This is a genomic window from Bradyrhizobium centrolobii (assembly GCF_001641635.1).
GTDB classification, from domain to species: domain Bacteria; phylum Pseudomonadota; class Alphaproteobacteria; order Rhizobiales; family Xanthobacteraceae; genus Bradyrhizobium; species Bradyrhizobium centrolobii.
In genome coordinates this window covers 38,972-65,065 of sequence record NZ_LUUB01000070.1, presented here as the reverse complement: position 1 = coordinate 65,065, position 26,094 = coordinate 38,972, and the positions used below count along the sequence as shown (strand labels likewise).

Annotated in this window: 19 protein-coding genes and 4 pseudogenes; 8 read left to right on the top strand and 15 right to left on the bottom strand. The window is 60.8% G+C overall.

From position 1 onward, the window contains the following. Positions 1-125 precede the first annotated feature (125 nt). The 6 genes and pseudogenes from AYJ54_RS22870 to AYJ54_RS22845 form a co-directional block, all read right to left on the bottom strand. Positions 126-929, bottom strand: coding sequence for an aspartate/glutamate racemase family protein (locus tag AYJ54_RS22870; protein WP_063702380.1), 804 nt, complete (start codon positions 927-929; stop codon positions 126-128). A 394-nt stretch (positions 930-1,323) separates the two neighbouring features. Beyond that, positions 1,324-2,238, bottom strand: a complete 915-nt coding sequence (locus tag AYJ54_RS22865; protein ID WP_063702378.1) for a LysR family transcriptional regulator — start codon at positions 2,236-2,238, stop codon at positions 1,324-1,326. 171 nt (positions 2,239-2,409) lie between these two features. After that, complete coding sequence (locus AYJ54_RS22860) at positions 2,410-3,603, bottom strand: adenylate/guanylate cyclase domain-containing protein (protein ID WP_082905813.1); 1,194 nt, start codon at positions 3,601-3,603, stop codon at positions 2,410-2,412. Between the two features lie 45 nt (positions 3,604-3,648). After that, positions 3,649-6,775, bottom strand: a pseudogene (locus AYJ54_RS22855) (efflux RND transporter permease subunit). Next, positions 6,772-7,857, bottom strand: coding sequence for an efflux RND transporter periplasmic adaptor subunit (locus tag AYJ54_RS22850; protein WP_082905812.1), 1,086 nt, complete (start codon positions 7,855-7,857; stop codon positions 6,772-6,774). Before AYJ54_RS22850 ends, AYJ54_RS22855 begins: the two are co-directional and overlap by 4 nt. Beyond that, entirely contained in the window at positions 7,854-8,978 is a 1,125-nt protein-coding gene (locus AYJ54_RS22845) for an efflux RND transporter periplasmic adaptor subunit (protein WP_082905811.1), read from the bottom strand. Before AYJ54_RS22845 ends, AYJ54_RS22850 begins: the two co-directional genes overlap by 4 nt. A gap of 147 nt (positions 8,979-9,125) precedes the next feature. On the opposite strand from AYJ54_RS22845, the gene AYJ54_RS52615 reads away from it, so the two are divergent. Then, positions 9,126-9,791 carry a TetR/AcrR family transcriptional regulator gene (locus tag AYJ54_RS52615; protein ID WP_063702376.1) on the top strand — a complete coding sequence of 222 codons (666 nt, stop codon included), beginning with the start codon at positions 9,126-9,128 and terminating at the stop codon, positions 9,789-9,791. 114 nt (positions 9,792-9,905) lie between these two features. Here the strand turns inward: AYJ54_RS52615 and AYJ54_RS54050 are convergent. Beyond that, positions 9,906-10,097 (bottom strand): annotated as a pseudogene (locus AYJ54_RS54050) (alpha/beta fold hydrolase); the annotation flags it as partial. Here AYJ54_RS54050 and AYJ54_RS22835 point away from each other — a divergent pair. From AYJ54_RS22835 to AYJ54_RS22820, 4 genes are all read left to right on the top strand, one after another. Beyond that, positions 10,044-10,439 (top strand): fumarylacetoacetate hydrolase family protein, encoded by a 396-nt coding sequence (locus AYJ54_RS22835; RefSeq protein ID WP_082905809.1) that lies wholly within the window; start codon positions 10,044-10,046, stop codon positions 10,437-10,439. The pseudogene AYJ54_RS54050 and the gene AYJ54_RS22835 overlap by 54 nt on opposite strands. 602 nt (positions 10,440-11,041) lie before the next feature. Then, positions 11,042-11,455: a DoxX family protein gene (locus AYJ54_RS22830; RefSeq protein ID WP_063677003.1), complete on the top strand. Its 414-nt coding sequence runs from the start codon at positions 11,042-11,044 to the stop codon at positions 11,453-11,455. Between the two features lie 327 nt (positions 11,456-11,782). Further along, positions 11,783-12,295: a DODA-type extradiol aromatic ring-opening family dioxygenase gene (locus AYJ54_RS53745; RefSeq protein WP_347337226.1), complete on the top strand. Its 513-nt coding sequence runs from the start codon at positions 11,783-11,785 to the stop codon at positions 12,293-12,295. Between the two features lie 401 nt (positions 12,296-12,696). Then, complete coding sequence (locus AYJ54_RS22820; RefSeq protein ID WP_063702374.1) at positions 12,697-13,335, top strand: TetR/AcrR family transcriptional regulator; 639 nt, start codon at positions 12,697-12,699, stop codon at positions 13,333-13,335. Positions 13,336-13,416: 81 nt separating this feature from the next. Here the strand turns inward: AYJ54_RS22820 and AYJ54_RS52610 are convergent. The 8 genes and pseudogenes from AYJ54_RS52610 to AYJ54_RS22785 form a co-directional block, all read right to left on the bottom strand. Beyond that, a pseudogene (locus tag AYJ54_RS52610) lies at positions 13,417-13,622 on the bottom strand (chemotaxis protein); the annotation flags it as partial. A 60-nt stretch (positions 13,623-13,682) separates the two neighbouring features. Then, positions 13,683-13,940: pseudogene (locus tag AYJ54_RS22815) on the bottom strand (EthD family reductase); the annotation flags it as partial. 218 nt (positions 13,941-14,158) lie between these two features. Continuing rightward, positions 14,159-15,565 (bottom strand): aldehyde dehydrogenase family protein, encoded by a 1,407-nt coding sequence (locus AYJ54_RS22810; protein WP_063702372.1) that lies wholly within the window; start codon positions 15,563-15,565, stop codon positions 14,159-14,161. A 277-nt stretch (positions 15,566-15,842) separates the two neighbouring features. Then, the gene (locus tag AYJ54_RS22805) at positions 15,843-17,126 is read right to left on the bottom strand and encodes an MFS transporter (protein WP_063702371.1); all 1,284 of its coding nucleotides are present in this window, start codon (positions 17,124-17,126) and stop codon (positions 15,843-15,845) included. 292 nt (positions 17,127-17,418) lie between these two features. Continuing rightward, positions 17,419-18,420: a 3,4-dihydroxyphenylacetate 2,3-dioxygenase gene (hpaD, locus tag AYJ54_RS22800; RefSeq protein ID WP_063702369.1), complete on the bottom strand. Its 1,002-nt coding sequence runs from the start codon at positions 18,418-18,420 to the stop codon at positions 17,419-17,421. 14 nt (positions 18,421-18,434) lie between these two features. Then, positions 18,435-19,997, bottom strand: coding sequence for a bifunctional 3-(3-hydroxy-phenyl)propionate/3-hydroxycinnamic acid hydroxylase (locus AYJ54_RS22795; protein WP_063702367.1), 1,563 nt, complete (start codon positions 19,995-19,997; stop codon positions 18,435-18,437). Between the two features lie 375 nt (positions 19,998-20,372). After that, positions 20,373-21,233, bottom strand: a complete 861-nt coding sequence (locus tag AYJ54_RS22790) for an alpha/beta fold hydrolase (protein ID WP_063702366.1) — start codon at positions 21,231-21,233, stop codon at positions 20,373-20,375. 99 nt (positions 21,234-21,332) lie between these two features. Then, positions 21,333-21,896 carry a cupin domain-containing protein gene (locus tag AYJ54_RS22785; protein WP_063702364.1) on the bottom strand — a complete coding sequence of 188 codons (564 nt, stop codon included), beginning with the start codon at positions 21,894-21,896 and terminating at the stop codon, positions 21,333-21,335. A 248-nt stretch (positions 21,897-22,144) separates the two neighbouring features. On the opposite strand from AYJ54_RS22785, the gene AYJ54_RS22780 reads away from it, so the two are divergent. The 3 genes from AYJ54_RS22780 to AYJ54_RS22770 all read left to right on the top strand — a co-directional run bounded on the left by AYJ54_RS22780 (position 22,145) and on the right by AYJ54_RS22770 (position 26,008). Beyond that, positions 22,145-22,936: a helix-turn-helix transcriptional regulator gene (locus AYJ54_RS22780; RefSeq protein WP_063702362.1), complete on the top strand. Its 792-nt coding sequence runs from the start codon at positions 22,145-22,147 to the stop codon at positions 22,934-22,936. A 295-nt stretch (positions 22,937-23,231) separates the two neighbouring features. Continuing rightward, complete coding sequence (locus AYJ54_RS22775) at positions 23,232-24,884, top strand: IclR family transcriptional regulator domain-containing protein (protein WP_063702360.1); 1,653 nt, start codon at positions 23,232-23,234, stop codon at positions 24,882-24,884. A 17-nt stretch (positions 24,885-24,901) separates the two neighbouring features. Further along, positions 24,902-26,008: a mandelate racemase/muconate lactonizing enzyme family protein gene (locus AYJ54_RS22770; protein ID WP_063702359.1), complete on the top strand. Its 1,107-nt coding sequence runs from the start codon at positions 24,902-24,904 to the stop codon at positions 26,006-26,008. Positions 26,009-26,094: the final 86 nt, after the last annotated feature.

Below are 26,094 nucleotides of genomic sequence, written 5' to 3'. Positions count from 1 at the left end.
CCTCTTGGACCAAGCCTGCATAAAATGTCTTCTGGTTTTCGGCGGCATGACGTCTGGTCATCAGCATTTCCCGTTATCTATCGGTAAGGCACTCACAGCCCGTTCCGCCTGCGTCCTTGAGGGAGTCATTGCCTCATCCCCTTCCCACGAGGAGTATCGAGCGAATGTCTGAGATCTGCCGGCACCTTGGGGTAACCCCATCGCCGTCCGGTGCGCAGCATGGATCCTTGATAAGCTCGTACAAGCATCTCGGTATGCGTCAGCGTAAGCGCAGTCGCATCCATTACTGCGACACGGTCCAGCTCCCGAATGCCCAAGTGAGCGGCCAGTTCGTTCAGCACGCCCTCCCCCGGAACAATGACGTCCGCCCCAGCCTCGATCGCCTTGCGCGCGGCGATCTCAAAGGCGGCTCTGACCTTGTCAGGTTCGTCAAAGGCGCGCTGTAGATCGAATTCATTGAAGGCCGGATCGAGGCTGACGAGCTCCGCGACCCGTGCATTCAGTTGGTGGCGGTCCACACCCTCTCTCAGCATCCGCGCACCCGCCGGCGAGATCGTCACGATGCCGATCAGCGGGGCAACCGAACAGCCGGCCAGGAGACAGCTCTCCATCATCGACGTGACCGGGATATCGAGCGCAGCTCGAGCTTCGCGCAGCGCAGGCTCGGCAAACGAAGCGATCATGACGGCATCGAATCCCTCGGCCTCGGCACGTTCGACCTGCGCAAGCACGACATCCGCAATACGGCTCCTCTCGCGCGGATATTCGAGAGCCTGCGCGGGAGATGAGGATCCGTAGGTCCCGATCGGAACTCCATGCAGGACGACCTCGACACCTGGCCCCGCAACAGCCGCGAAGCGGCGCGACAGCGAGTCCGCATAGTGAGGAAGTGCTTCGAGTTCTGTGACGGACTGGTGCCAAATGCGCATCTTATCGCTCGCTTCACGCCCACTCGTCAGCCCATCAACTTGCGCGAAAGGCAGACGGCCCTCAGCTCGGTGACGCTGCCTGCAAGAGACATGGTTAGCTCTTTTGTTTGCTCCCTAGCGTGCGCAACTCTAGTCGTGCACTCCCCTTCAAGAAATGCTTCAATTGCAAGACATTCTTTCTTGACTTGAACGAATGCGAGAGAGCGCGGCGCGCAAGATTGCCGCGCGCAGATTGGGCACAACGGCTCAATCAAGCCCTACCACCTCATGGATGTTGGTCATGCGAGGTGCGCGATAAGGAAGTCACGACACCTCGAAGCACGTCGGCAGCAAATGCCGGCTCGCGGCTACTTCTAGAGCAACTCGCTCGCGCCTTGTGTACTGCACGAATGCATCATTTCATCCACTTCTGCTCGTACTGCTGCTCGGCAAAATGTTTAAGGACGAAGTCCACGAATATGCGGATTCTTGCAGGCTGGTGTTTGCGCGTATGGTAGGCGATATTGATGGTCATAGGATCCAACTTCCATCCTTCGAGCACCGGCAGAAGCCGCCCGGCCTGAAGGTCATCGTAAGTCGTGTACATTGGTTGGATGAGTATCCCACCGTGAGCGAGTGCGGCTGCGCAAAGCACGCGTCCCTCGGTGGATTGAATTGCTGGAACCAGGCGTACGGTTTCCTTTTTATCCCCGCGCGAAAATCGAAACGGCTCTGGTCCGCGAGCGAACCCATATAGAAGCAAGGGATGACAGTGGAGATCCTTCGGTTCGGAGGGACTACCGTGCTCCTTCAAATATTTTGGAGAAGCCACCGGCAGATAACGCGTTCGCGCCAATTTGCGAACCGTCGTGCTCGAGTCACGTTCGAATGGCCGCGTCCGAATGGCGATATCTACGCCTGGATCGATCACATTTTGATAGTGATTGGCTGCCATCAAATGAACGGAGATGCCGGGGTAAAGGCGCTGAAACTGCGGCAATATGGGTGCGAGGTGCATCATTCCGAACGACGGCGAACTCGTGACGGAAAGCACGCCTGACGGTCGCTTCGTGGAGTCGGCGGCCTCTGCGTCTGCCTCGGCGAGTTCGGCCAACAGCTCTGCACAACGTTGATAGTAGCTCCGGCCCGCATCGGTCAGCCAAAGCCGTCGCGTCGTCCTCTCCAGCAGCCGAGTCCCAAGCCGCTTCTCGAGCGAACTGAGACAGCGGCTCGCGCTTGGATCAGACAAGCCCAACTTTTCCGCGGCACGTGTAATGCTGCCGAGCTCAACCGCTCGAACAAACATTTCCAATTCCGTCAACCGATCCACTGAACTCCCTCCCCAATCGATATCTTATCGCAATTATCTTTGAGAGCGGCGGCAACACCACGAGCGACACAATCAGTCGATCCCGGCGTCAACGCTGCGAAAGCTTAGGCACCCTCTATCTTTCGTTTTTTCCAATGGCGAACCCCACACCTGACTGGCCCTTTCCATATCTCACTCCGGAGTAAACAGTACTCTGGGCGACCCGACTCCCCGCAGCGTGAACGCGCCAAGGTTTGTGAGCCGCTGCGAGCAACGCTTTGCAAACTCGTCGGAGATGAGGACATGGAGCCCAAGCTCATCACATAGCTTTTCAATGCGGCTGACCTCGTTCACCGCACGTCCAATCACCGTGAAATCAAGTCGCCGCGAGGTGCCGACATTGCCGTAGACCACTTCGCCGAAATGAAGGGCCACATCGAGCACCAGTTGTGGCTCTCCAGCCTGCTTGCGCCTCGCATTCACTGCGTCGTTCCGTCTTAGCGCCTCCATGGCGGTCGAGAAGGCCGCTTCGCAAGCTTCGCATCGCGAGCCGGTTCGGGACATGGCTGGAAAAACCGCGAGAAGACCGTCGCCGAGGAATTTCAGGATCTCGCCTCCATTCTCGATCACCGGATCGCCGATTGCCTCCAAATGCTCATTGAGCCAGCGGACAATGTCCATCGCATCTTCCCGGTCCGTAACCGTCGTGAATCCCGACAGATCTGCGAGAACGATGGCGGCCTCGATGATTTCGCCCTGGCCGCGGACGATCTCGCCTGCCAGAACCTTCGCTCCGGTCATACGACCGAGGTAGCTATCGAGCGATTGCGTCGCCGTGATCAGAAGGATTTGACGATAGATCGCAACGCCGAGTGCAGGAACGATCTCTCGAAAGCGCTCCAGATCATGATCCCGAAAGCCTCCTGCGCGGTCCGTCGCGATCGAAATCGCGGTGCCACTTACGGAGGTCGCCGGAGAGAAGTCGACCAGGAACATGGCATATTCCGTGCCGCCTTGCGAGCGGAGGCCCTTCAATATGGGATGGACCTCGCATCCTTCATCATGTTCGATCATCCATCGCCCGAATAGAACGCCTTGCGATTGCAACGCGAATACGGGGCTGTGCCGTAACTTCTCATCGGTCTCGGCGCCGTGAGCAGCTGTCTCGACTTTGATTGTACTGTCGCGCCACCAATGCAACGCCGCTCCCCGAAACTGCGGATCAATAGTAGGGACCGCGACACTGACATGCCAAAGAGGTACACCATGGCGCACCAAGGTTTGGCAGACTCCGTCGAGCAGTAGCTCGGGGGAATCGCTGCTGGTCGCGCTCCGTACGATCCAATCCGCGAGATCGGTGATCTTATCCGGAGGATTGAGCATCATGAATGGCCTCGCTCCAATGCGATCTCGAGCAGATGTCGCGCGCCCTTAGGTGCCAACCCCCTGGGATCCAAGCACCGGAGCGGCGTTGGCCGGTTCGTCCAGCGGCTCGTCGACATCCGATTGCGCCTTATCGGGGGGAGCCGGAACGCGAAACCAGGTCACGTAAAGCGCCGACAGAAAAAAACAGTGTCAGGAAGGTTGCTGCAATGATGCCGCCGATCATCGACAGGGCCATCGGTCCCCAGAACACCTGCGGCGCGATCGGAATCATGCCAAGACTGGCCGCCGCTGCCGTGAGCAGGACCGGCCGCATGCGGTGCTGCGTCGCCAGCATGACCGCCGTCCAGGGATCATGGCCTTCGGCCGGCGCCTCGTCGATCTGCGCCATCAGGATGATCGAATTGCGAATGATGATTCCGATCAGCGCCAGGGTGCCGAGGATCGCGACGAATCCCATCGGCTTCCCCGACACGAGCAGGGCGGTTACGACTCCGATCAGACCGAGCGGCGCCACGCTCACGACGAGGAACATCTTCTGAATACTCTGGAGCTGAACCATGATGAAGAATGCCATCGTCAGCAGCATCAGCGGCACGACCGCAACCAGCGGCGCCTGTCCCTTCGCACTCTCCTCCACCGCTCCCCCGGTGGCGATCTTCATCGGCACCGGCAGGCTCTTGGCGAAGGCGTCCATCGCCGGCGCAAGCTGCTGAACGACGGTAGCCGGTTGCGTCGCATCGCGGATGGTGCCTCGGACCGTAATGGTCGGGACACGATCTCGCCGCCACACGATCGGCTGCTCGAGATCGTAGCGGAGCGTCGCGAAAGACAGGAGCGGCACGACCTGCCCGTTGCCGGTTGGAATCTGCAACCCTTGCAGCGTTTCGATCCGGCTTCGCTCGTCATTGCCGGCCCGGCCGGCGATGTCGACGAGATAGATGCTGTCGCGGATCTGCGTGATTGAGGTTCCACCGACCATGCCATTCAGGATCGCGGCAATATCGGCGGAGTTGATTCCGAGTTGCCGCGCCTTGTCCTGAGCGATGTCGATGCGCACGACCTTGCCTGGCTCGTTCCAGTCGAAGGTCGGGGGATCCAGGTGCGCGTTCTCGCTCATGATCCTGGCAACCTCCAGCGCTTTGGCGCGCAACTGCTGGATATCGGGCCCGCTGATGCGGTACTGTACAGGACGGCCGACCGGAGGCCCAAGATCGAGCGGATGGACGAAGAAATTGATGCCGACGAACTGATCGGCCGCAGTCTTGCGCATTCGCTCCTCAACCCTGTTGCGCGCTTCAAGGGACTTGGTGACGACCACGATCTGCCCGAAATAGTTGAAGGCCAGTTGCTGGTCGAGCGGCAGGTAGAACCGGATCGCGCCTTGTCCGACATAGGAGCTCCAACTCGCGATGTCCGGATCGCCGGCGAGCGACTTCTCGAACCGATCCATCTGCGCTTTTGTCTCCAGAATGGTACTGCCTTGCGGCAACGTCACGTCGACCAGCAATTCCGGCCGATCGGATGACGGGAAGAACTGTTGCTGGACGAATCCCATGCCCACGATCGCCGCGGCAAGAAGGCCGATGCTTCCGCCGATGGTGACCCAGCGAAAGCGCATCGCGGCCTGAAGCATGGCGGCGAAGTATCGTGACACGCGGTCCTGAGTCGCATGGCCATGACGCTTCATGGTCCTCGGCAAGATCTTCACGCCGATCAGTGGCGCGAACAGCACCGCGACCAGCCAGCTTATCAGCAATGACGCCGCGATCACGACGAACAGCGTGAAGGTGTATTCGCCCGCCGAGGAACCATTGAAACCGATCGGGATGAAGCCCGCAACCGTCACCAGCGTGCCCGTCAACATGGGAAAGGCGGTCGACGTGTAGGCGAAGGTCGCCGCACTGCGCAGGTCATCTCCAAGCTCGAGGCGATGGACCATCATCTCGACCGTGATCATGGCATCGTCGACCAGAAGCCCGAGCGCGATGATGAGCGCGCCGAGGGAAATCCGCTGCAACGTCACGCCGAAATACTGCATGACCACGAACACGAGCGCCAGCACGAGTGGGATCGAGAACGAGACCACCAGTCCCGCCCTGAGCCCCAGGCTGATCAGGCTCACCACCAGCACAATGGCGACGGCTTCCACCAGCGCCTCCGTAAAGCCTCCGACGGCCTCTTCCACCACTTTCGGCTGATCGGAAACGAGATGGACCTCCACGCCGACGGGAAGCGTCGCAAGGATTTCCCGCATCTTCGCCTTCAGCGCTTCGCCGAACTGCAACACGTTGCCGGAGCGGACCATAGCGATGCCGAGCCCGATCGCCGGCTTGCCGTCGACGCGAAACAGCGGGTCGGGAGGGTCGCGATAGCCGCGGCTGATGGTGGCGACGTCGCAGAGCGGGAAGAAGCGGTTGTCGATGCGCAGGTTGATGCCGCGAAGGGTTTGTTCAGAGACGAATTGACCACTGACGCGCAGGGAGACCTGCTCCGGCCCCGCCTGCACCACTCCCGATGGCTGCACGGCATTCTGGTTCTGCAGCGTCGCGATCAGCGACTGCATGTTGAGGCCGAGAGCCGCCAGCTTGCGCGTCGATATATCGAGATAGACCACCTCGTCCTGCGCGCCGATCACCGTGATCTTGCCGACGCCCGGCACGCTCGGGATTTCCGAGCGCATCCTCTCGACATAGTCGCGCAGTTGCCGCTGGGTGACCCCGTCGGACGTGAACGCATATATATTGCCGAACACATCGCCAAACTCGTCATTGAAGGATGGCGCGCCGGCGCCCGAGGGCATCGTGTATTGAATGTCCTGGATATGCTTGCGCACCTGATAGAACTGCCACGGCACGTCCTTCGGCTTGGTGGTGTCCTTCAGGTTCACCAATACGGTCGCCTGACCGGGCGTGGTGTAGCTCTTGACGTAGTCCACCGCGTCGATCTGCTTGACTTCCTTTTCGATCCGCTCGGTGACCTGGTTCAGCATGTCGCCCACGGTTGCGCCGGGCCATTTCTGCTGGATCACCATGGTCTTGATCGTAAAGGGAGGGTCTTCCTCGCGCCCGAGGCTGCGATAGGCCAGCAAACCCGCGATGGCGGACACGACCATCAGAAACCAGACGAACGAACGGTGCCTTAGGGCCCATTCCGACAGATTGAAGGACGTCACGGCTGATCCTCTTGCAGCAATTTCACGGATTGTCCCTCGAAAAGGGAATGCGCGCCTGCGATGACGACGCGGTCGCCGGACGTCAGTCCGGACGTGACGGCAGCGCGGTCGCCGTTGCGGGCGCCGACGGTGACCGGACGCAGGCTCGCCTTGCTGTCGGCTCCCACGATCCAGACGTTGTCGCGGCCGTTCCGATTCAGGATCGCGCCGGGTGGGATATCGATATGCACATCCTCCGGCCTGGCGACGGCAAGGCTGATCGTGGTGCCAAGCCGAAATGCGTCGGGCGGATCTTCGAGCGTGAAGCGGATTCGCCGCGTTCGGGTGGTTGAATCCGATTGCGGTGCGATCTCCCGGACGATCGCCCGGGCCCTGACGCTGCTCTGAACGAGAAGAGAGACCTGGAAGGTCGATCCAGGAACGAGACGGTCGATGCGGTCGTCCGGAATGTCGAACACGCCATCGCGAATCTCCGGACGCGCGATGGTGACGACCGTCTGTCCGAGCGACACGACCTGTCCGACCTCGGCAGACCAGGACACAACGACGCCGTCATAGCTGCAGTTCAATGTCGTGTAACCGAGTTGCTCGACGGCCTTTTGCAGGCTTGCCTCGGCCTGGGTAACGCGCGCCTGTGCGGTCTGCTCACTTGCCGTTGCCGTGTCGAGGTCCGCCTGAGTGCCGCTGCCTGTCTTGGCCAAGGCGCGCTTTCGCTCCAGCGTCGCTTCCGCATTGGCGAGGACGGCCCGGGCATTGACGATGTCGGCCTGCGCGGACACTACGGCGAGCCTAGCAACGGTCGGATCGAGCGACCCAAGCTTCTGCCCCTTGGTGACGACGTCGCCGACATTGACGTCGCGCGCGGTCATTCTGCCGATCGTTTGAAACCCAAGCTCGGCCTGATAGCGAGGCTGCACCGTGCCAGTGAAGTAGTCCACGGTGCCGGACACCTGCTGCACGAGCTTGCTAAGCACGGGACGAAGTACTGGTGCCTCGGACGACTTCTTTTCGCATCCGGAGAACACCGCGAGGCAGGCGACGGCAATGAGCCGCGAAGCGACAGAGGTCGAGCGCAAGCTCATGGCGCGGCTCCATCGACGGCAACTACGACCTGTTGCCCCGGATAGAGCAGTTGAACGCCCGACGTGACGACTCGCTCGCCCTCTTGGAGACCATCAGTCAAGGCCACCATACCGGTGAGATAATCCTTCACGACAACCTCACGGAGCGAAACCGTGTTGACGGCGTCCAGCACCCAGACCGCAGGCTTGCCATTTGCGGAAAACATCGCGCTCCATGGGATGACGAAAGCCGGCGACGACTCCCAGCGCGCTCGTCCGATGACCGCCGAACCAAGCGTCATCCCCGGCGGAGTCTGCTCGATGCCAATCTTGACAGTTACGGTACCGGTGGTTTGATCAAGGATCGGGGATATCTCGCGTACGCTGCCCACTGCGGTGACGCCCGGCCTTGATTGCAAGGTGATATCGACAGTCCTGTCCTTGGGCGGCTTGGTCAGCGCGACCTCTGGCACCTGGAAGACAGCATCGCGAGGACCATCCTCCGCGAGGCCGAAGACGGTCTGTCCGGACTGCACCACTTGACCGACTTCGATGGTTCGCGACACGATGACCCCGCCTCGCCCCACTGTCAGCTCCGAATAGGTGAGCCGTTCACGGGCCGTATTCAAAGCAGCTTGGGCGCTGTTGACCTGCGCCTCTCCGGTCCGAAGCGCCGCTACAGCCTGATCGAAGCGCTCGCGGGTCGTCGAGCCGCTGCTGAGCAGAGATTGCTGCCGGTCGAAGTTCTTCTGCGCCTCCGTCAGTTGGGCGTTGGCTGAATTCAGGGCCGCCTCGGCACTGACAAGATCAGCCTGCAACTCAGTTGGATCGAGAAGCGCGAGGATGTCGCCTGCATTGACATGCTGGCCGACCTCGACGTTCCGCCGTGTCACGCGCCCGCTGGTCTGGAAGGCGACATTCGACAAGACACGCGCCTGGATGGTCCCCGTGAGAGGCAGATCGGGGACCAGGTACTGTCGACGCGGCATTGCAGCGGCCACGCGTAGGAGTCCGGTGGGCTGATCGGCGGCACGCACCGCTCCATTCGCCAGCAGTGCAAGCGCCACAGATGCCATACAGACCTTCAGGCTCGCGCCGCGTCGCATGGCGAGTACACGCGGCTCATCGTCGTTGGTCGGCATACCCACAAGCCTCTGAATTATTGAACGTTTTCAGCGAAAAGGGACGTCGCCCCTCACCGTCATGGATGGTCCTGACGGCCGGTGGCGCTTCAGAACCATAAATTCAACATATGTTGAATATATTCAGGGATGGCGTTAGGGTCAAGCATGCAGCACGTGATGGAGGTGCTTTTGAAAACCCGTGAGGTGACGAGAACGCGTGGTCGGCCACGCAAGGGGACGGAACGCAACGAGGAGACACTTCTCGAGGCCGCCCTCGATGCCTTTGCCAAACATGGCTTTGACAAGACGAGCCTGCGCTCAATCGCAGCCGCGGCGAATATTGATGTGGCGCTGATTGCCTACCGGTACGGATCCAAGCTCGAATTGTGGAAGGCTGTGGTCGAAAGGTTCTCGCGCGAGACGATCGCTTCCCTAACATCGCTGCAAGTTGATCATGCCGATGTTTCAACGGGCAGCCGCCTTGACCTCGCCATCGAGCAATTGATCGCCCTGGCCTGCCAAAGGCCCCAATTCCCGCAGTTCATTGTCAAGGAGCTCGTCAAGGGCGAGGAGAGCGAGCAAGTGGCGCTGCTTCACAGCGCATTGACCGATCCGCTGCGTCAGATCCTGGTGCCCTTGATCGAGACCGCCCATCGCGAGGTCGGCGATCCCAGGTTTGATGCGAACTTCGCGTTCTTTGCTGCGATAGGCGCGATGGCGATGACGCTGGTTACTCGCGAGCAAATCGCGCGCTTTGTGCCGGCCGCCGGAAACGACGATCAGATGCGTCGGCGCCTCGTCACAGTCATGCGCGCGATCCTCTGCTCGTGAACATGATACGCCAGAGGAGCCGCATCGTGTCGGTTCGATATTCGCGTAGATGCTTGGCGTAAGCGCAGGGCGTTTGGCCGCCAGCTTTGTTGCGACCCAAGAACCGAGAGAGATGCCCAAGAAAGACGCCTTGTTGATCTTCAGCGCGTCCATGAAGTTCTTTAGATGATTCACATACTCCGCGGTTGTGATGAGGCGGTTCGGCTTGTTCGTGAAGCCGTGGCCGAGCATGTCTATTGCGTAAGTGTCGAAATGCTTTGCGTGTTCAGGAAAATTGGCGAAGCAATTCTCCCAACTACCGCCCATCCCATGCAGCATGATCAACTTCGGCGCGTCTTCGGGCCTTGGCTGGTCACGACCGACGAAATTCCTGACCCGGCGACGCTTTCCATCGAGACGCGGCTCAATGGCGCGGTGATGCAGAAGGCGTCTATCTCCGATCTTGTCTTCGACGTGCCGCAACTGATCGCTTATTGTTCCACTTTCACCATTCTCAATCCGGGCGACGTCATTATCACTGGCACGACCGGCGGTGTTGGCGCATTCCGCAACCCACAGGTCTGGTTGAGGGCGGGAGACACGATCGAGGTCGACATATCCGGTGTTGGCGTGCTGTCCAATCCGATCGCCGCAGAACCGTCCGACTGATGGCGCCCTGACGGCTTGGCGCAATCGTGCGCGCGATCAAGTCGGAATCGGGAGAGGTGCGAAGCGCGAGATCAAAAGCCCTCTTCGACGAGATTGATCAGCCGGCCGCTGAGGTCGACCTCCGGCGTCACGTCCGGATAGCGCGCGCGGTAATCGGCCAGTAGTCTCGCAAACAGCGGACCCTGCGAGCCAGACCCGCGCAGTCAGGCGCAGGCGCCCCTTCGGCGTGACTGTGGCCTGGCTGACCGCGGCGTCCAGATCGTCAAACCTGTCGACTATCTGTCGCGGCTGCTCGAAGTGGAGCTTCCCGATCTCGCTCGGGCTGACGCGCCGGCTGGTCCTGCTGAGCAGCCGCACCGAAGGATGCGCCTCGGTGTGCATGACGTGCTTGCTCGCCATAGCCGGCTACAGTCCGAGGCGCTCGGCGGCCTCCCGCAGCTCTCGCGATGGCGCAGGACACCCGGATACTCGTCCATCGTTATCTTCCAGCCTCACTCCCTATCGTCAATCCAGAGGAAACGATCATTCAATAAATCAGCCAATGATCAAATCAGAGGAAAACCCTAGCTGCTAGGTCTCGAAACCGTCCGGAGCAAGACCCGATGCTAGACCTCGAAACCTGGTCGCCGCGCGCGCTCGCCGCGCTGAGGATCATCACCGCCCTGTTGTTCATCGAGCACGGGCTGATGAAGCTTTTCGCTTTCCCCGCCGCCATCCCCGGCCTGCCGACCCCGCTGCCCGCCATTATGCTGGTCGCGGCGCTGATCGAGGTCATTGGCGGCGCGCTGATCGCGGTCGGACTGTTCACCCGCGGCGCCGCGTTCATCTGTTCCGGCGAGATGGCGGCTGCCTATTTCATGTTCCACATGCCACAGAATTTCTGGCCCGCGGTTAACCAGGGCGACGCCGCAATCCTGTACTGCTTCGTCTTCCTCTATCTCGTCTTTGCGGGGGCCGGCGCCTGGAGCATCGACGGCTTGTGGTCGGGCTCGCGGCAGGGTCTGGCGAGGGCATGACCATGACGGCGCGGCGGCTTCCGACCTACTACATCTCGCACGGCGGCGGTCCTTGGCCGTACATGGACGACAACATGCGCCGCCGCTTCGACAAGCTCGAGGCTTCCCTGCTGTCAATCCGGAACGAGTGGGGCAGCGCCGCGCGGGCTGCCCTGATCGTCTCAGGACACTGGGAGACGCCGGAGTTTGCCGTCTCTTCGGCGGCCGCGCCCGGCATGGTGTTCGACTATTACGGCTTCCCCGAGCATCTCTATGACATCAAGTACGATGCGCCCGGCTCGCCGGAGCTTGCGGTGCGGGTGCTCGCCATGCTCCAGGCTGGCGGCTTTGCCTGCGAAAGCGACCCCGAACGCGGCTTCGTTCAGCCTGATGAAGCCGCTCTGCCCGAACGGCGAGATGCCGATCGTTCAGTTGTCGATCAAGCAGGACCTCGATCCACAAGCGCACCTGTCGGTCGGGCAATTGCTCGCTCCGCTCCGCGACGAAGGCGTCGTGATTATCGGCAGTGGCTCGAGCTTCCACAATCTCGGCCTCAGGGGCCCCGCCGCGGTCGAGCCCTCCCGCCAGTTCGACGATTGGCTCCAGCAGACGCTCCTTGCGACATTGATCGACGAACGGCGTCGGCGCGTTGTCGCCTGGACGCAGGCACCACATGCGCGCACTGCTCATCCGCGCGAGGATCATCTTATCCCGCTCATGGTGGCGCTCGGCGCAGCCGATGAGGAATCCGCCGCACTCGTCTTCCATCAGGACGATTTTTTCGGGAGCTGGTCGCTATCGAGCTTCCGTTTCGGCGATCCGCTATGTCTTGGCACGCAAACGTCGTCGGTCGAGAGGTAATACGGTCGCCGACGAGACGAGGCGTTCGTGCAGGATTCGTCCCCATCTGCGCTAAACCGGTGCCTAAGCGCATCCATGTCTGTCGCTATCGGCGAATATTGGCGAACCTGCCGACCTGTCCCTGCCATGCGTGCGCGGCATCGATCGGCACGAACGCAACCACGCAAATGCGATTGGAATATTGTAATAATACGTATCGTATCGTATCTATGGAATGGAAGCTGTCAAGGAGTGGGAGTTCGTCAGCAAGGCTATGGAAGCAAGGCAAGGGCGTTTGTCGAAAGCCGTAACGCTGTGCTACGGAGGCGAACCGGCTCGATTTTTAATTCAAGCGCTCAGAACCCGCCATGGCATCAATCCAAGCAAAACGCACTTCTAGGGGAGCTGCCACTGAAGCAGAGATGAATTCTCAAGACGCCGACGCCGCTGATCCGAGGCCGATCGGACGGCCGCGCGATCTCGCCTCGCGGCGATCGATCCTGTCGGCGACGATGAGCCTGCTCCAGACCATGTCGGTCACAGACCTTGCGATCGAAGCGGTCGCGCGCGAGGCGCGCGTTTCGAAGGCGACGATCTATCGCTGGTGGGACAGCAAGGGCGCACTCGTGATCGACGCGTTCATGGAATCCCATTTCAGCAATACGCCGATGCCAACCGCAGTCGATCCGCGGACTGCTCTCAAGCGGCATCTCACCTCGCTCGTGCAATATTTCAGTGGGCGCGCCGGAAAGCTGGTCGTACAGATCCTGTGCGAAGGCCACAACAACAATGCACTGCTCGCCGAATTCAATGAACGGTTCTCCAAGAACCGCCGGCGCCTCGTACAGGAGACTTTTCAGCGCGGGCAGCAGGAGGGCTTGTTCAGACTCGATATCGATGCGGCGTGGGCAGTCGAGATGCTATATTCGCCGATCTACCGCCGTCTGATCTTCGGTCAGCCGCTCGACGACGAGTTCATCCGGCTGCTCTGCAAGAGCGTGGATTCCCTGTTCTCCACCGACGCGAAACCGAAGGCGCCGCGGCCGGGCTCGAAGAAATAGCCGCCCCGCCTCACCCGTTCCGCGATCTGCGGCACCTGGCTCCCGACCAATGTTTGCGCGCCGGATGTACAGTGCGAGATGAGTTCCGTGCACGCCCTGCTGCACGTTGCGAAGATCTCGCTTGTCGCAGCTCCCTGCTCTTCCACGGCGGACGCGATCGCCGACGTCCTGGCGGTGGTATCGCCGATCTCCTTGATGGCGCCGACGGAGTCCTGCGTGGCGGATTGAATTCCGCTGATCTGCTGGCTGATCTCGTCGGTCGTCTTCGATGTCTGCTCGGCCAGCGCATCCGTTCTTCCCAACCGATTTGTGCTAGAGTTTGTTCGCCCGACTTTCCCCAGCCCATATCAACTCTTTTTGCCCTCGACTGGTCCGCAATGGAAAAGGGTCACTCCACCGGTCGCGTAGTTCGCGGTATCGGCGGCCACCCGCCGGCCGATCTCCGAGCTCATCGCACCGGCCAGGGCCTCGCCGCTGTCGAACTCGCCCTCCCACATGCAGAAGAAGGGCGCGGGGCCTTCGGGCGCGGCAATATCGAAGCTGTGCCGGCTGGCTCTGAGGCCGGGCAGTTGAGCGGCCAATGGAAGGTGTTCTGCTCGTAGTAGCTCCGGAAATGATCCGGATCCTTCGGTTGCCCATAGAGTACAACGATCTTGCGCATGCGTCCTATCTCCTCCCGTCGATGGTGATGTGTGTTTCCGCTCGACCGACTGACACGTTCGTGGCCGGCCCGAGCTTGCGTTCCCGGATCATGTCCGAAGCCTTTTCGCCGATCACGATGGTCGCACGCTGCAAGCGGCGGCCATCAGATCGCGCTGCGTGATCAGCAAAACATCGTCTGGATCGTGGTAAACTCCTTTAGCCCCTCCTGGCCGAACTCGACGCCGATGCCGGACTGCTTGACGCCGCCGAACGGCGCGTTCGGCTGGATTGCTCCATGCCGGTTTATCCAGACAGAGCCAGTCTCGAACTGGGATGCGACCTCCTTGGCGCGATTGATGTCCGAACTCCAGACCGAGCCTCCGAGCCCCATCTGCGAGTCATTTGCGAATGCTATCGCCTCTTCGGTGCTCGAATAGCGGATGATCGGCAGAGCCGGGCCGAACTGCTCGCGGTCGACCAGCGAGCAACCCCGCTCGACGTCGGCCACCAGCGTGGTCGGATAGAAATATCCGGGGCCGTTCCCGGGCCGTCCACCGAGCAGCAACCGTCCGCCCTTGGCGACGGCGTCCTCGACACAGGAAGCGACGATGTCGCGCTGGCGGGCGTTTTGCACGGGCCCCAGGATCGAGCCTTCCTCGAGCCCGTTTCCGACCGGAATGCCGGCTGCAAAAGCAGCGAGTTCGGCGCACACGGGGTCGTATATGCTGTCATGCACATAGAGACGCTTGAGGGCGGCACAGGTCTGACCTGAATTGATGAAGCCGCCCCAGAACAGGCCTTCAGCGATCTTCTTCGGATCGCAATCGGGCAGGACGATGCCCGCATCGTTGCCTCCGAGTTCGAGCGTGAGGCGCTTGAGCGTTTCGGCGGCACTTGCCATGACTCTGCGCCCGGTCTGGGTCGAGCCGGTGAAGGTGATCTTGCCGATGCCGCCATGGGCCGACATGAGCGCGCCCAACGCATCTTCGCCGGTGATCACGTTGACGACGCCGGGCGGCAGCACGCCGCCGAGAATTTCGACCAGGCGGATGGTGGATAGCGGCGTCAACGGCGAGGGCTTGATGACCACGGTGTTGCCGGCACGGATCGCCGGCATGATGTGCCAGCAGGCGATCATGACGGGCCAGTTCCAGGGCGTGATCGCCCCGACGACGCCAATCGGCTTGCGATGAATTTCGACTCGCCCTTGCGGCCCGTCCTCCACGAGTTCCGGCGGCAGACTCAGTTGCGCCGTCGCGTCCGTCCAAGCGACGGCCCCGCCGATCTCGAACCGGGAGCCGAGCCCGTTAAGCGGCTTTCCCTGCTCAAGCGTGAGCAACTGGGCCAGTTCCTCGGAATGGGCCTCGATCGCACGGGCGCAAGCCCGAAGTGCCTGCGCGCGCTCGGTGTCTGAACGGGTACTCCAGCCGCGAAACGCCGCGGCAGCGGCTTCGACTGCCCTGTCGAGGTCGGCCGCGCTTGCGACCGGCATGGTTCCCATGGATCCGCCGGTCGCCGGGTTGATGACGTCGCGGCGCCCAATCCCGTCGACGGGGTGGCCTCCAATGAAAAGGGAAAAAGTCCTCATCAGTGCGCTTCCTCATGATCGCTTTGGCGTTAGGGATATTGTCGTCGCGTCCATTATTTGACTTCAGATGCACTCCGTCTTGAAGGCGGACGCCACTCAGCTTGGATTCAGACGTCGTCTTTTCGATCTGCGGCTCGCGGGGCTTACGCCAAAGCCGATCATGCATCTTCGGCGTGCCCATGCGGAAACTAAGCGCGATGAGGTTGGGTTGAATCGTCGTCGCGCATTTCAGCATGATCGTCTCGGAAAGCCGCTGCACACTTGTCCGGATCATGCTCTAGTGTTCAGACCGCGCGATCGTATGAACGGCAGCGTCGATCTTCGATGCAGCCCCCGCTCTTTCGCCGACATGGTTGGCCAGATCGGCTCGAAAGACCGACAAGCGTCCAATCAGGCTGAGAATGGAAGCACTCAGCATGCTGCATGCTGCCAGGGCGAACCACGGGAGGTAGTTGCCTGCCGCATCGTATGCGAGGCCAGCCACCAGCGGACCCAGGCTGCCACCGATCGATACGGCAAGCATGATGCCGCCAAAGAGAGAGCTGAAATGCTTCGATGGGAAGCGTCGACCGATCAGGAAGAAGGCCAGATCGAGTTCAGATCCAATGGTGAAGCCCACCGCCAAGGCTCCCGGCAAGATCAATTCTGAGTTGCCCAATGCCAGCATGACGACACCACAAGCAGACAGTCCGAAGATGGTCGCCGCAAGCAGGTTCGCCTCCAAGCGGTCTAGCAAAAACCCGGTGATCAACCGCCCGACAATGACGGCGAAGCCCATAAGCCCGGCCAACTGCGCCGCTTCGGCCGGCGACAAGCCACGATCTGTCAGCATGGGAACAAGGTGAACGATCGTTCCGAATATCCCTATTGAGGCCAACAGGAAAGTTGCTGCCAATAGCATGAAGCGCTTGTTGGCGTACAACCTCCACGTCCATTGTGTGGCACCAACTTCGGCAGGGTCACGCGCAGACTGGTTCTTCAGCAGCCAGGCCACGATCGGGATGGCCGCAAGGACGAGCACGGATAGTCCGATGTAGGCGCCGCGCCAAGTGTAGGCAGTCAACAGCTTGTTGACCAACGATGGAAACAGCAACGCGCCAAGACCAGGTCCGCAATAGACGATTCCATAGGCGAGTCCCAAATGTCTCGGAAAATTGGCCAGGACGAAGCGCCCATACGAGACCGGGGTTGTCGCGTTGCTAAGGATGGCAAGAAGGAATGTAAGAACCAGGAAGCTCAGCAATCCCGTCGTTGCGATGCCGAGCAAAAGAAACGACAGCGCCAATCCACCTGCGGATAGAAGTGCCATTCGGAAAGCGCCGAACCTGTCAACCAGTTGCCCGGAAAGGGGGCTGATGATGCCGATCGTCAGCATGGGGATCAAAACGCCGAGGGACGCCATCCCGCGAGTCCAACCGAACTCGGTTGCGAGCGGCTTTAGAAACAGCCCCGAACTATAGAAAAAGATCGACGTCACTCCGGTCGTCATGCCGAGCAGGCAGCCGAGAATTACGTTGCGACCGCGCCATAGCTCGCCGTGCAAACTCGTTTGAGTGTCCATCCGGGCTCCCCTGCTTTCCCACCTTTGTCATTTTATTACAGTACGGATCGTTTCATAAAGAAGAGACCCGGTCAACCCGCTTCTCTCGCTGCTGAGGCAGGCCCCGGCAACGACCCCGCCCAGTCGCCGCTCGTCCCGCCGGCGGCCTCTACGATCGCCTCGACATGCTGCTCAAACACGATCCGCCGTTCGATGATGTGCACGACCTCGCAGGTTGCCGATACGGCATGCGGCCGGTACCGGAGTTTGTGTGCGAAGCCGGCAATGGCGATGGACCGTCGGTCGGTTGTGGTCAGCCCTGCGCTTCCAGGTATTTTTCCAGCGTGAGCGGCTCGGCGACCAGGAGCGGGTCGAACAGCGCACAATCCTTGAACTCGCTGGCTTCGAAGAACCATCGCTTGGAAGCCGGCATGCCCCACAACTGCGCGCGGCGCGGGTTGGACAGATCCCACCGTATCGGCGGCGTCTCGGGATCGATGACCTGATAGTGTGTGTTGAATAGCTCGATGCGATGGCCGTCCGGATCTCGAAAGTAGACGAAGAGCGCGTTGCTGAGGCCATGACGGCCGGGACCGCGATCGATCACGTCGAGATAGCCGAGACTCGACACGACGTCGCAGGCGTGGATGAGCGTCGTCACATCGGGAACGGTGAAGGCGAAGTGATGTAATCGCGGCCCCTTGCCGTTGGTGAAGACTATGTCGTGGGTGTTACCTTTGCGCTCCAGCCAAGCTCCCCAAAGCTCGTCCGAGTTCGCCGGTGCCGTATATTCAGCCAGCCGAAAGCCCAACTCGCTCCAAAAATCGGTGGCGGCCTGAACATCGTGCGTCACGACCTGGTAGTGATCGAAGCGCTGTGGGCTACCGCCGCGAAACGTATGGTAGTCCTGCATCCGACGCTCGACGATGTCCATGCGAGCGGCGAACTCGACGGGAAGCCCGGCGGGGTCACGAAAGCGAAGCGTTTTGCCCTGGTGGGCGACATCGGCGAATTCGTACGAAATCTCCTTCCGCTTGAGGTAAGCGGTGAGCGGCTCGAAATGGCTGCCGTCCTCGACACGCATGCCGATGTACAGTGCCTTCGGCGGGGCCTCGTCCTTGTGCAAGGCGATCGAGCAATAGTTCGCCTCCTCGAGGCCGCGCAGATAGAGCGCGTCCTTTGTTTCGTCGGTCACGACCAGACCGAGCGCGCCGGCGTAGAAATCACGGCTGGCGCCGATATCGCGGCAAGTCAGGACGACATGGCTCGCCCTGGTGATGTTGAAGGTCGGCTTTCGATTCCACTGCGGCAGCATTCGTCTCTCCTGCTTCAGTCAGCGAGCCCCAATTGGGCATCCAAACGCGTGAGCTTGCACGCCAGATCGTTCTCGTCCTGGACCGTGGCATAGACATAGCGATCGGGGCGGACGATCACCGCCGCCGTGCTGTTGGCGGCGGCCCATTTGGCAAAAATGTCGCCGGCTTCGACGAGCGCGGTGACGCCATCTGGCGCCGGCTGCGCCGACGACTGGATGACAATCCGTTGGCCACCGATGCGCCGCCAAGCATCCGCGTGAGGCTCCATCCACGCCTGCGCGGCCGCATTGGCAGTCACATACAGAAAGGCCATCGGGCAAATGTCGTCCATCAGCCGGGCGCGGTCCTGGCTGACGATCTCCGGCTGAACCATGAGACTTCCCGACAATGGATCATCGACGAGAATGCCGTTCGCCAGATTGGGAATGAAGGCTTGGCGCGTCGTCGTCATCCGGCCTTCGCGCAGTTCGGCGCGTAGCGTCCGGTCACGCTCGAGCGCACGGGCCTCGTCCATTTCGCCGATGATGAGGCCGAACTCCTTGGCGTGCTGGATGACCTTTGCGACATGTGGCTTCCGCTCGGTCTCGTAGGTCGACAGCAGGGCATCGGACCAGCCGTGACGCTGCGCAAAGACGAGCTTCCACGCCAGATTGAAGGCATCGCGCAGACCCGCGCAGAGACCCTGGCCAAGAAAAGGTGGCGTCTGATGGACGGCGTCGCCGGCCAGGAATACGCGCCGGCTCGCCCAACGATCTCCAACCCGCGCCGCAAAGCGGTAGGTTGCGCTGCGCCAGATGTCGAAGCAGCGGATGTCGACATAATTCGCCATCACCGCGCGCAACCGCGCCGGATCGTCAAAATCGGCCGGGCTCTCGTGCGCCAGGAGCTTGATCTCCCATCGGCGCAGATTGCGGGGGCCGACGACATAGGTCGCCGGCCGCGACGGCCAGCAATATTGCGTGGTCTTGCGCGGCAGCTCGGTGTCGCAAAGCTGCCAGGCATCGACCACGATCCACCATTCGTCGAAGCGATAGTCCTCAAGACTGAAACCGAGACGCTTGCGAATCTCGCTATTGGCCCCGTCGCAGCCGACCAGGACCGCGGCAGTCGCGGTTTCACGGGCGCCGGTCGCGCTGTCAGCAATCGTGACGATGACACGAGAGGTATCCTCCGTGAAGTCCGCGACCGTGCAGCCGAGCTTCATGGTGACGTTCGCCCGCAAGCTGAGCGCGCGCCGGAGCATCTTTTCGAGCTCCGGCTGGATGAAGGTCGAGGTCGACGGCCAGCCGAGCGCGTAGGGTGGCGGGGCCGGATCGAACAGCTTGATAATCTCGCCGTCGACGCCGAGGAAGTCCGTTCCAGGATGTGGCCGCGTGCTGGGGAAGAGGGTGTGGGCAACGCCGCAATATTGCAGCGCGCGCATCGCCTCCCAGTCCAGAACGATGGCCCGCGGAGTCGGATACACCTCCGGGAACCGTTCCACGATGCAGACGCTCAGGCCCTGCGCGGCCAGGAGGTTTGCCAGCACGCCGCCGGTCGGCCCACAACCTGAAATGACGACGTCGAAATGCTGCAAGGCGTGATCTCCAATGCGGTTCGTAGCGGAGACTATCGATAGATGCAGTCTATGATTACCTGCTTGCCAACCATTTCTCTAACGCATCCAGCGAGGAGGCCACTCCCCTTCGCAAGAACCGTGGCGGTTGCGCCCATCCCGACTGAGCAACCGAGGTGGTGCTGAAAACGCTGCGCCCGAGAGAATTCCGGCTCGGTGCACCTGACCTCCTCTTTCTGCGGCCTGCACCGGGCGTGGGCTTCGCCATTCCGGGAGGCCCTTTCGCCACGGCGGCCCGATGCCGCACGCTTTATGAGAGCAACGACGTTCGAAAGGTGAGCTCCGAAGAGATTCGGCCTCTCTGTCGGCCTCGGGATCAGTGAACGTGCAAGCGACTTAGAGCACCCCAGCATTCGACAAGAATGTCGTAATGGCCTTTGCTGCGCCCGCGGGGTTTTCCAATTGAAGGGCGTAGTGCCCCTCGACGTCCACCACATGCGCGTTTCGCCAGAAGCGTGCGATTTCATCGGCTTGTTCGCGCGTAAGCGCGGCGCCCAGGCTGGCCCGCAAGATCAGGACGGGACATTCTACCCGTGCCGCGTAGGGACGCAGATTATAGCTCAGGTGCGCAAGCCCCTGCGCGACTCGAATCTTGTCATACCGCGGGATCAACCGACCATCGTCGGTATGCACATAGTTATGCTCAATTCGATGATGGAGCGCGGCATCCGGATCGTGGGTGAAAGGCTTTATCGGCCTCATGAAGGCATAGGCCTCCTCCTTCGATCCGAACTCATCAGGATGGCTTATCGTGCCGTACGCGCCTTCGAGGACACTTCGCGCACTGTCGCGCGTACCATAAAAGTTGCTGAGATGAGGGCCGGCAATCAGCCCAAGGGCCGACACACGCTGCGGATATCGGGCCGCGAATACCTGAGCAACACGCCCTCCGAGGGAATGCCCGACAAGGACCGCACGATCGATTCCCAATTCCTGCATGAAGATCGCAAGGTCTTCGGCGTATTCTTGCGCCGAATAGTCGCCGTCGACCTTGTCGGTACGACCATGCCCGCGTTGGTCGGGAGCGTAGATGTGAAACCGATCCCCCATCGCTTCCGCCATGAATTCCCACATCCGGCCATAGCCAAGGGAGGGATGGAGGAATATCAGCGTCGGTTGCTGTCCCGGCCATTCGTGGTAGTGCATTTCAAGTCCATTCGGGAGCTTGACAGCATCTTGTCGAAAACGACGCGGCATTTGACATCCTCCACTCGCACGGACTTCGCCCACCTCGCGGGCGGGCGAGAGTCGCCTCGCCACGTGATCACGTGTCCGTCGAGATGACGGACCCGTCACTCAGCTTTCACCATCCGGAAGTGCGAGAAGCACGAAGGCCATGCGGCATGGCTTGCCCGATCGATTTGACCAGCTATGGCTTGTTGCGCGCTGAATCAGGACATCGCCGGCGCGCATGAGCGTCTCACCATTGTCCATCATGGCGAAGATCTCGCCCTCCAGCACGATCGCGTAGTCGAGAGAATGGGTCTTGTGAAACCAGAAATGCCGACCGGGCCGCTCTCCAAGAACCTCATTTTTGGCGAGGAATTCAGCGAGCCGAGCGGTGTCGATCTCTTCATCCGGCGGAAAGTCGGCGATCCTCAGCAACGAGCCGCCTTCGGAGTGAAACCCGAAGGAGTGACCAGCAGGCGCCGGATCGTCTCCAGGTGCTGCGGCTAAGCCCGTGGCCCAAGGAACCTGCGCCACCGACGCAAAACTCGTTATCGTGACATTCGGCGTAGGCCCATCCGTCACGATCATGGAGCGCCCCTGGCTGTCTTCTCCGGTTACGATCCGTCGCACCGGCTTGTATTTGCGTTCTGCCGCAAGCCCGACGGTTTTCTCGTCCTTCAAATCGCTCATTGGATGTGATCCTCGATGGATGGCGAGCCAATTACAATACAATACGTTTCGTATTGTCAAGGACGCCGCGGATCGGAATCCGTCAAAGCCTTTCGAGCCGAGTCCGAGGGAGGTTGGAGCCAGACAACGAATGAAGGTGAAACTCGACGTCCAGCGTCACGTCCGGATAGTGCGGTAATCCACCGACAGCGGGTGCCGCTTCCAGGATCGGAACGTGGCTGATAAGTTTGCGGAAGAAGCAGATTAATATGGAGGAAACCATGGAAGGGCCGGGCGAGAGCGACATCGCGCCTGCAGTGCTGGCGATTGGGCGACCCGTATTCCCCCAAGCCCTGATCGATACATTGCGACGCATCGCAGGCGTCGATCACTGCATGGTCTTTACGTTCGCTGACGAGCGGACGGCACGCTGCCTTCTTGATATCGGCAATATCCCGATCGGCCCCGATCTCGGTGCGGCCTATTCAAGCCACTTTCATCTTGCTGATCCAAATCGCGATGTGATCTTTCGCGAACGGGCGAGTGTCTCGCCGATCGTGCTGCCGACCTTTGCGCGGCGGATGTACAGCGCAAGATACGCCAAGATCTTCTTCGAGGATGCCGATATTGTCGACAAGTTCGCAACGGCGATCTGGGTCGAGCATACCTGCTTCTATGCGAACTTCTACCGAACGATATCGCAGGGCCGCTTCAACTCCGAACAGGTCGCGCGGCTGAACCGGATCGCGCCTGGCGTTGGCGCCACAGTGGCGCGTCATTTTCAGGCTCAGATCGCACCGGATCACAATCCCTTCCATAAACTTGAACTTCTGTTCTCAACGATCGCCCCGCTGACACACCTGACGGGCCGCGAAAGAGAAGTGTGCCTGCGCATTCTTTCGGGCTTCAGTTCCGAGGCGATTTCTGCCGATTTGGCCATCAGCCTGCAGTCGACATTGACTTATCGGAAGCGTGCCTACAGGAAGCTAGGTATTGCTTCTCAAAACGAACTCTTCGCAATTGCATTGCGCCTGCTTACCTCGTTGCATGGCCTGAATTGACTGAAGTCCTCTAACTCGCGTATGGCCGGCGCCGCACAGATAGCCAAGTTATCAGCACAGATAGCCGGGTTAAATGTCGGCCGAGATGACGTACAGACGACCCTTGGTTTCCAGCGCTTGCGCGAACTAGCCTTCCGAGACGAAGCCGGCAGCCGGCGCCGCTAGCAAAAGCTTGACGACGCGCCGGTTCGGCTCAACTCATCGAGTCTCAGTATGTGGGCATTTCGGCCGGACCGGGTGGTATTCCGCCTGCCGCAGGCTGGATAGTCTCATCCAATGAAACTAAAATCGCGCCATGCCCGAAAATGAGCTTGAGTGGTCACCAGAGCTGATCCATCCCAAGAACGTCGCCGGAACGGCGCTGCTGGGTAAGGCCTGCGACATCCTCGAGTTGATCGGCAGATCACCGGGCCTGCTGGATCAGATGCGCCTCGCCGAGCAGACGGGCATCCCCAGGGCGACGCTATACCGCATCCTTGCGGCGCTGATCTCGCGCGGACTGATCCGGGCCGACCCACGCACGCAAGCGTACACGCTCGGCTTCAACTTCCTCGATCTCGCGCAGAACGCCTGGTCATCATCGGATCTGGCATCGATCGCGACCGTGGAATTGAGGCGATTGCGCGATCTGACCGGTGAGACCGCCTATCTTGCAGTTCAAGAAGGTCATCACGTTCTCTCCCTCGGCCGCTTCGAGAGCGCACATTCCGAACGATCCAACGCCAGGCTCGGTGCGCTGAAACCGATGCACTGCACGAGTCAGGGCAAAGCGATCCTCGCTCATCTATCCGACGCGCAGGTCGAACTTGCGCTGCGCAATGGTCTCGGCAAATTCACTGACAAGACGATCTGCGATCCCGAGCAGTTGAAGGCCCATCTCACCATTGTCCGCGCTCGAGGCTACGCGATCGATGACGAAGAGATTATCCTCGGCACTCGTTGCGTCGGAACGGCCATCCTTGATCCTTCCGGAAAGCCGCTCGCGGCTATCAGCGTGGCGGGCCCGACATTTCGTATTACGGCCGAGCGCGCCGAACGACTGGGGCAGGAACTCGTCGATGTCGCCAAGCGGATTTCCAGCCTGCTGGCGCCTGCCATTAAGAGCGCCCGGCATGATCCGGGCGGTTACAAAGTATGGACAAAGAGCGCTGCCTTCATTGGGGGGGCGCCGCGCTGGGATGCACGCGCGCACACCCTGGTTTGGGCTGACCTGTTGGCTCCTGCCATACGGGCCGAGGGCGGACATCCCTACGTGATCTCGCTGCAGGCTCTGTCTGAGAGCATCAACTCGCTGTGCCTTGTCGAGCGCGGCGTTGCCTTTTCAGTCGGCAATGACATCGTGATCGACAATTTGTCGGGCAATCAGGAGCGGATTGAAGGAAAGCCGGGTCTTTCGTTCAAAGTGCTGCGCGTCTGTCGAGACGGCGAGATCTGGGCAGCAGCCTACGGTGCCGAGCCCAATCTCAGCCGGATCGGCCCGTGGCGAAGGCATTCGGGTATCGAGCCGATCTTCGAGATACAGGGCCAGGTGACCGATATCGCCTTTGCCGACGATGCCGGACTGTTCGCGACGCAACCATCCCGCCAATGCGTCTATTTGCTGGAGCGGAAGACGGGTCGGAAGCGCAAATTCGCCGATATCCCGAAGGTTGCGGGCGCTCCCTGCACCCTCGCGGTCGACGAACATTTCAACCCGTGGATCGGCTTGTCGGATGGCTGGAGCGTGATCAAGCTCAATGACAGCGGAGAGATCGAACGAACCGTCGCGCTCCCCATTCCAAGGCCCACCGGCATCGCCTTCGGCGGGGCGTCTCTGTCGGAGCTCTTCGTGACGAGCGCGCGCACCGGCCTGTCTCGCGAAAGCCTCGCGAACGCCCCCTTGTCGGGACACCTGCTCTCGATCGATGTCGGCGAGCGGGGCCTCGCCGATCCGATCGCAACGCTCTGAGGAAAGCCAATCGCGTCATGACCGACAGCAACTCCGTGCCAAGGATCGTTTCACTACAAACCTTTCCGATACGCATCCCATTTACCGATGGCGGGCCTGGCACGGGTGGCACACCGTCTCGATGGCATACCCTCGACATGGTGCTAATCCGCATCGAGGATGAGGACGGGCATGTCGGCTGGGGTGACGCCTTTGCCTATTTCTGCCTGGAGGCGGTGAAGGCGGCCGTCGATCACATGATCGCGCCGTTTGTGACCATGGCACGCATCGACGATGTTACTGCCTGGAATCTGGAGGTGCAAAAGAAGCTTCATCTCTTTGGCCGCTATGGCATTACGCTGTTCGCGCTCTCCGGGGTCGATATCGCCCTGTGGGATTTGAAGTCCAAGCGGCAGGGCGTGCCGCTCTGGCACCTTCTGGGGGCGAGCGCACCCGCCCATCGCCCGGCCTATGCGAGCCTCGTCAGGTATGGCGACAGGGGCTTGGTGGCCGAACAGTGCAAGCGGGCGCTCGATCTCGGCTACCGGCACATCAAGCTGCACGAAATCGCGCCTGAGGTCATCAAGCACGCCCGAGAAGTTATCGGACCCGACATCTCGCTGATGATCGATGCCAATTGCGCCTGGTCGATGCAGGAGACAATCGGCCTGCGCGAGACGTTCCGAGCCTGCAATGCTCTGTGGGTGGAGGAGCCGGTTTTCCCGCCCGATGATTACCAGAGCATGGCGGAGATCGAGAGGGCCGGCATCCCTGTCGGGACTGGGGAGAACGCCAGCACGGCCTTCGATTTCAGGCGGATCATCAACGCCGTCACTTATCCGCAGCCGAGCATGACCAAGGTTGGGGGCATTTCCGAGTTCGCGCAAGTCTTGGCTGCCTGTGAACGCAGCGGTAAGATCGCCATGCCGCATACGCCATATTTCGGGCCCGGGTACTTCGCCACCTTGGCGATGATGCCCCTGATGTCGGAGAAGACGCTGGTCGAATTCTTGTTCGTGGAGCCAGTGGCGTGGCTCGCAGCCACCCCACTGCCGACAACGGGAGTCGTGAGCGCATCGCACAGCGTCGGCATCGGCTTTGAACCTGATCATGATGTCATCGGGCGATACGCGGCGCACGCATGATCTCACGATGTGAGACGTCCGCCTCACCTCTCCACTTATTCGCCTTTCTCCGACGACAACGAGAGCTATGGTGTTGGCACTGAGCT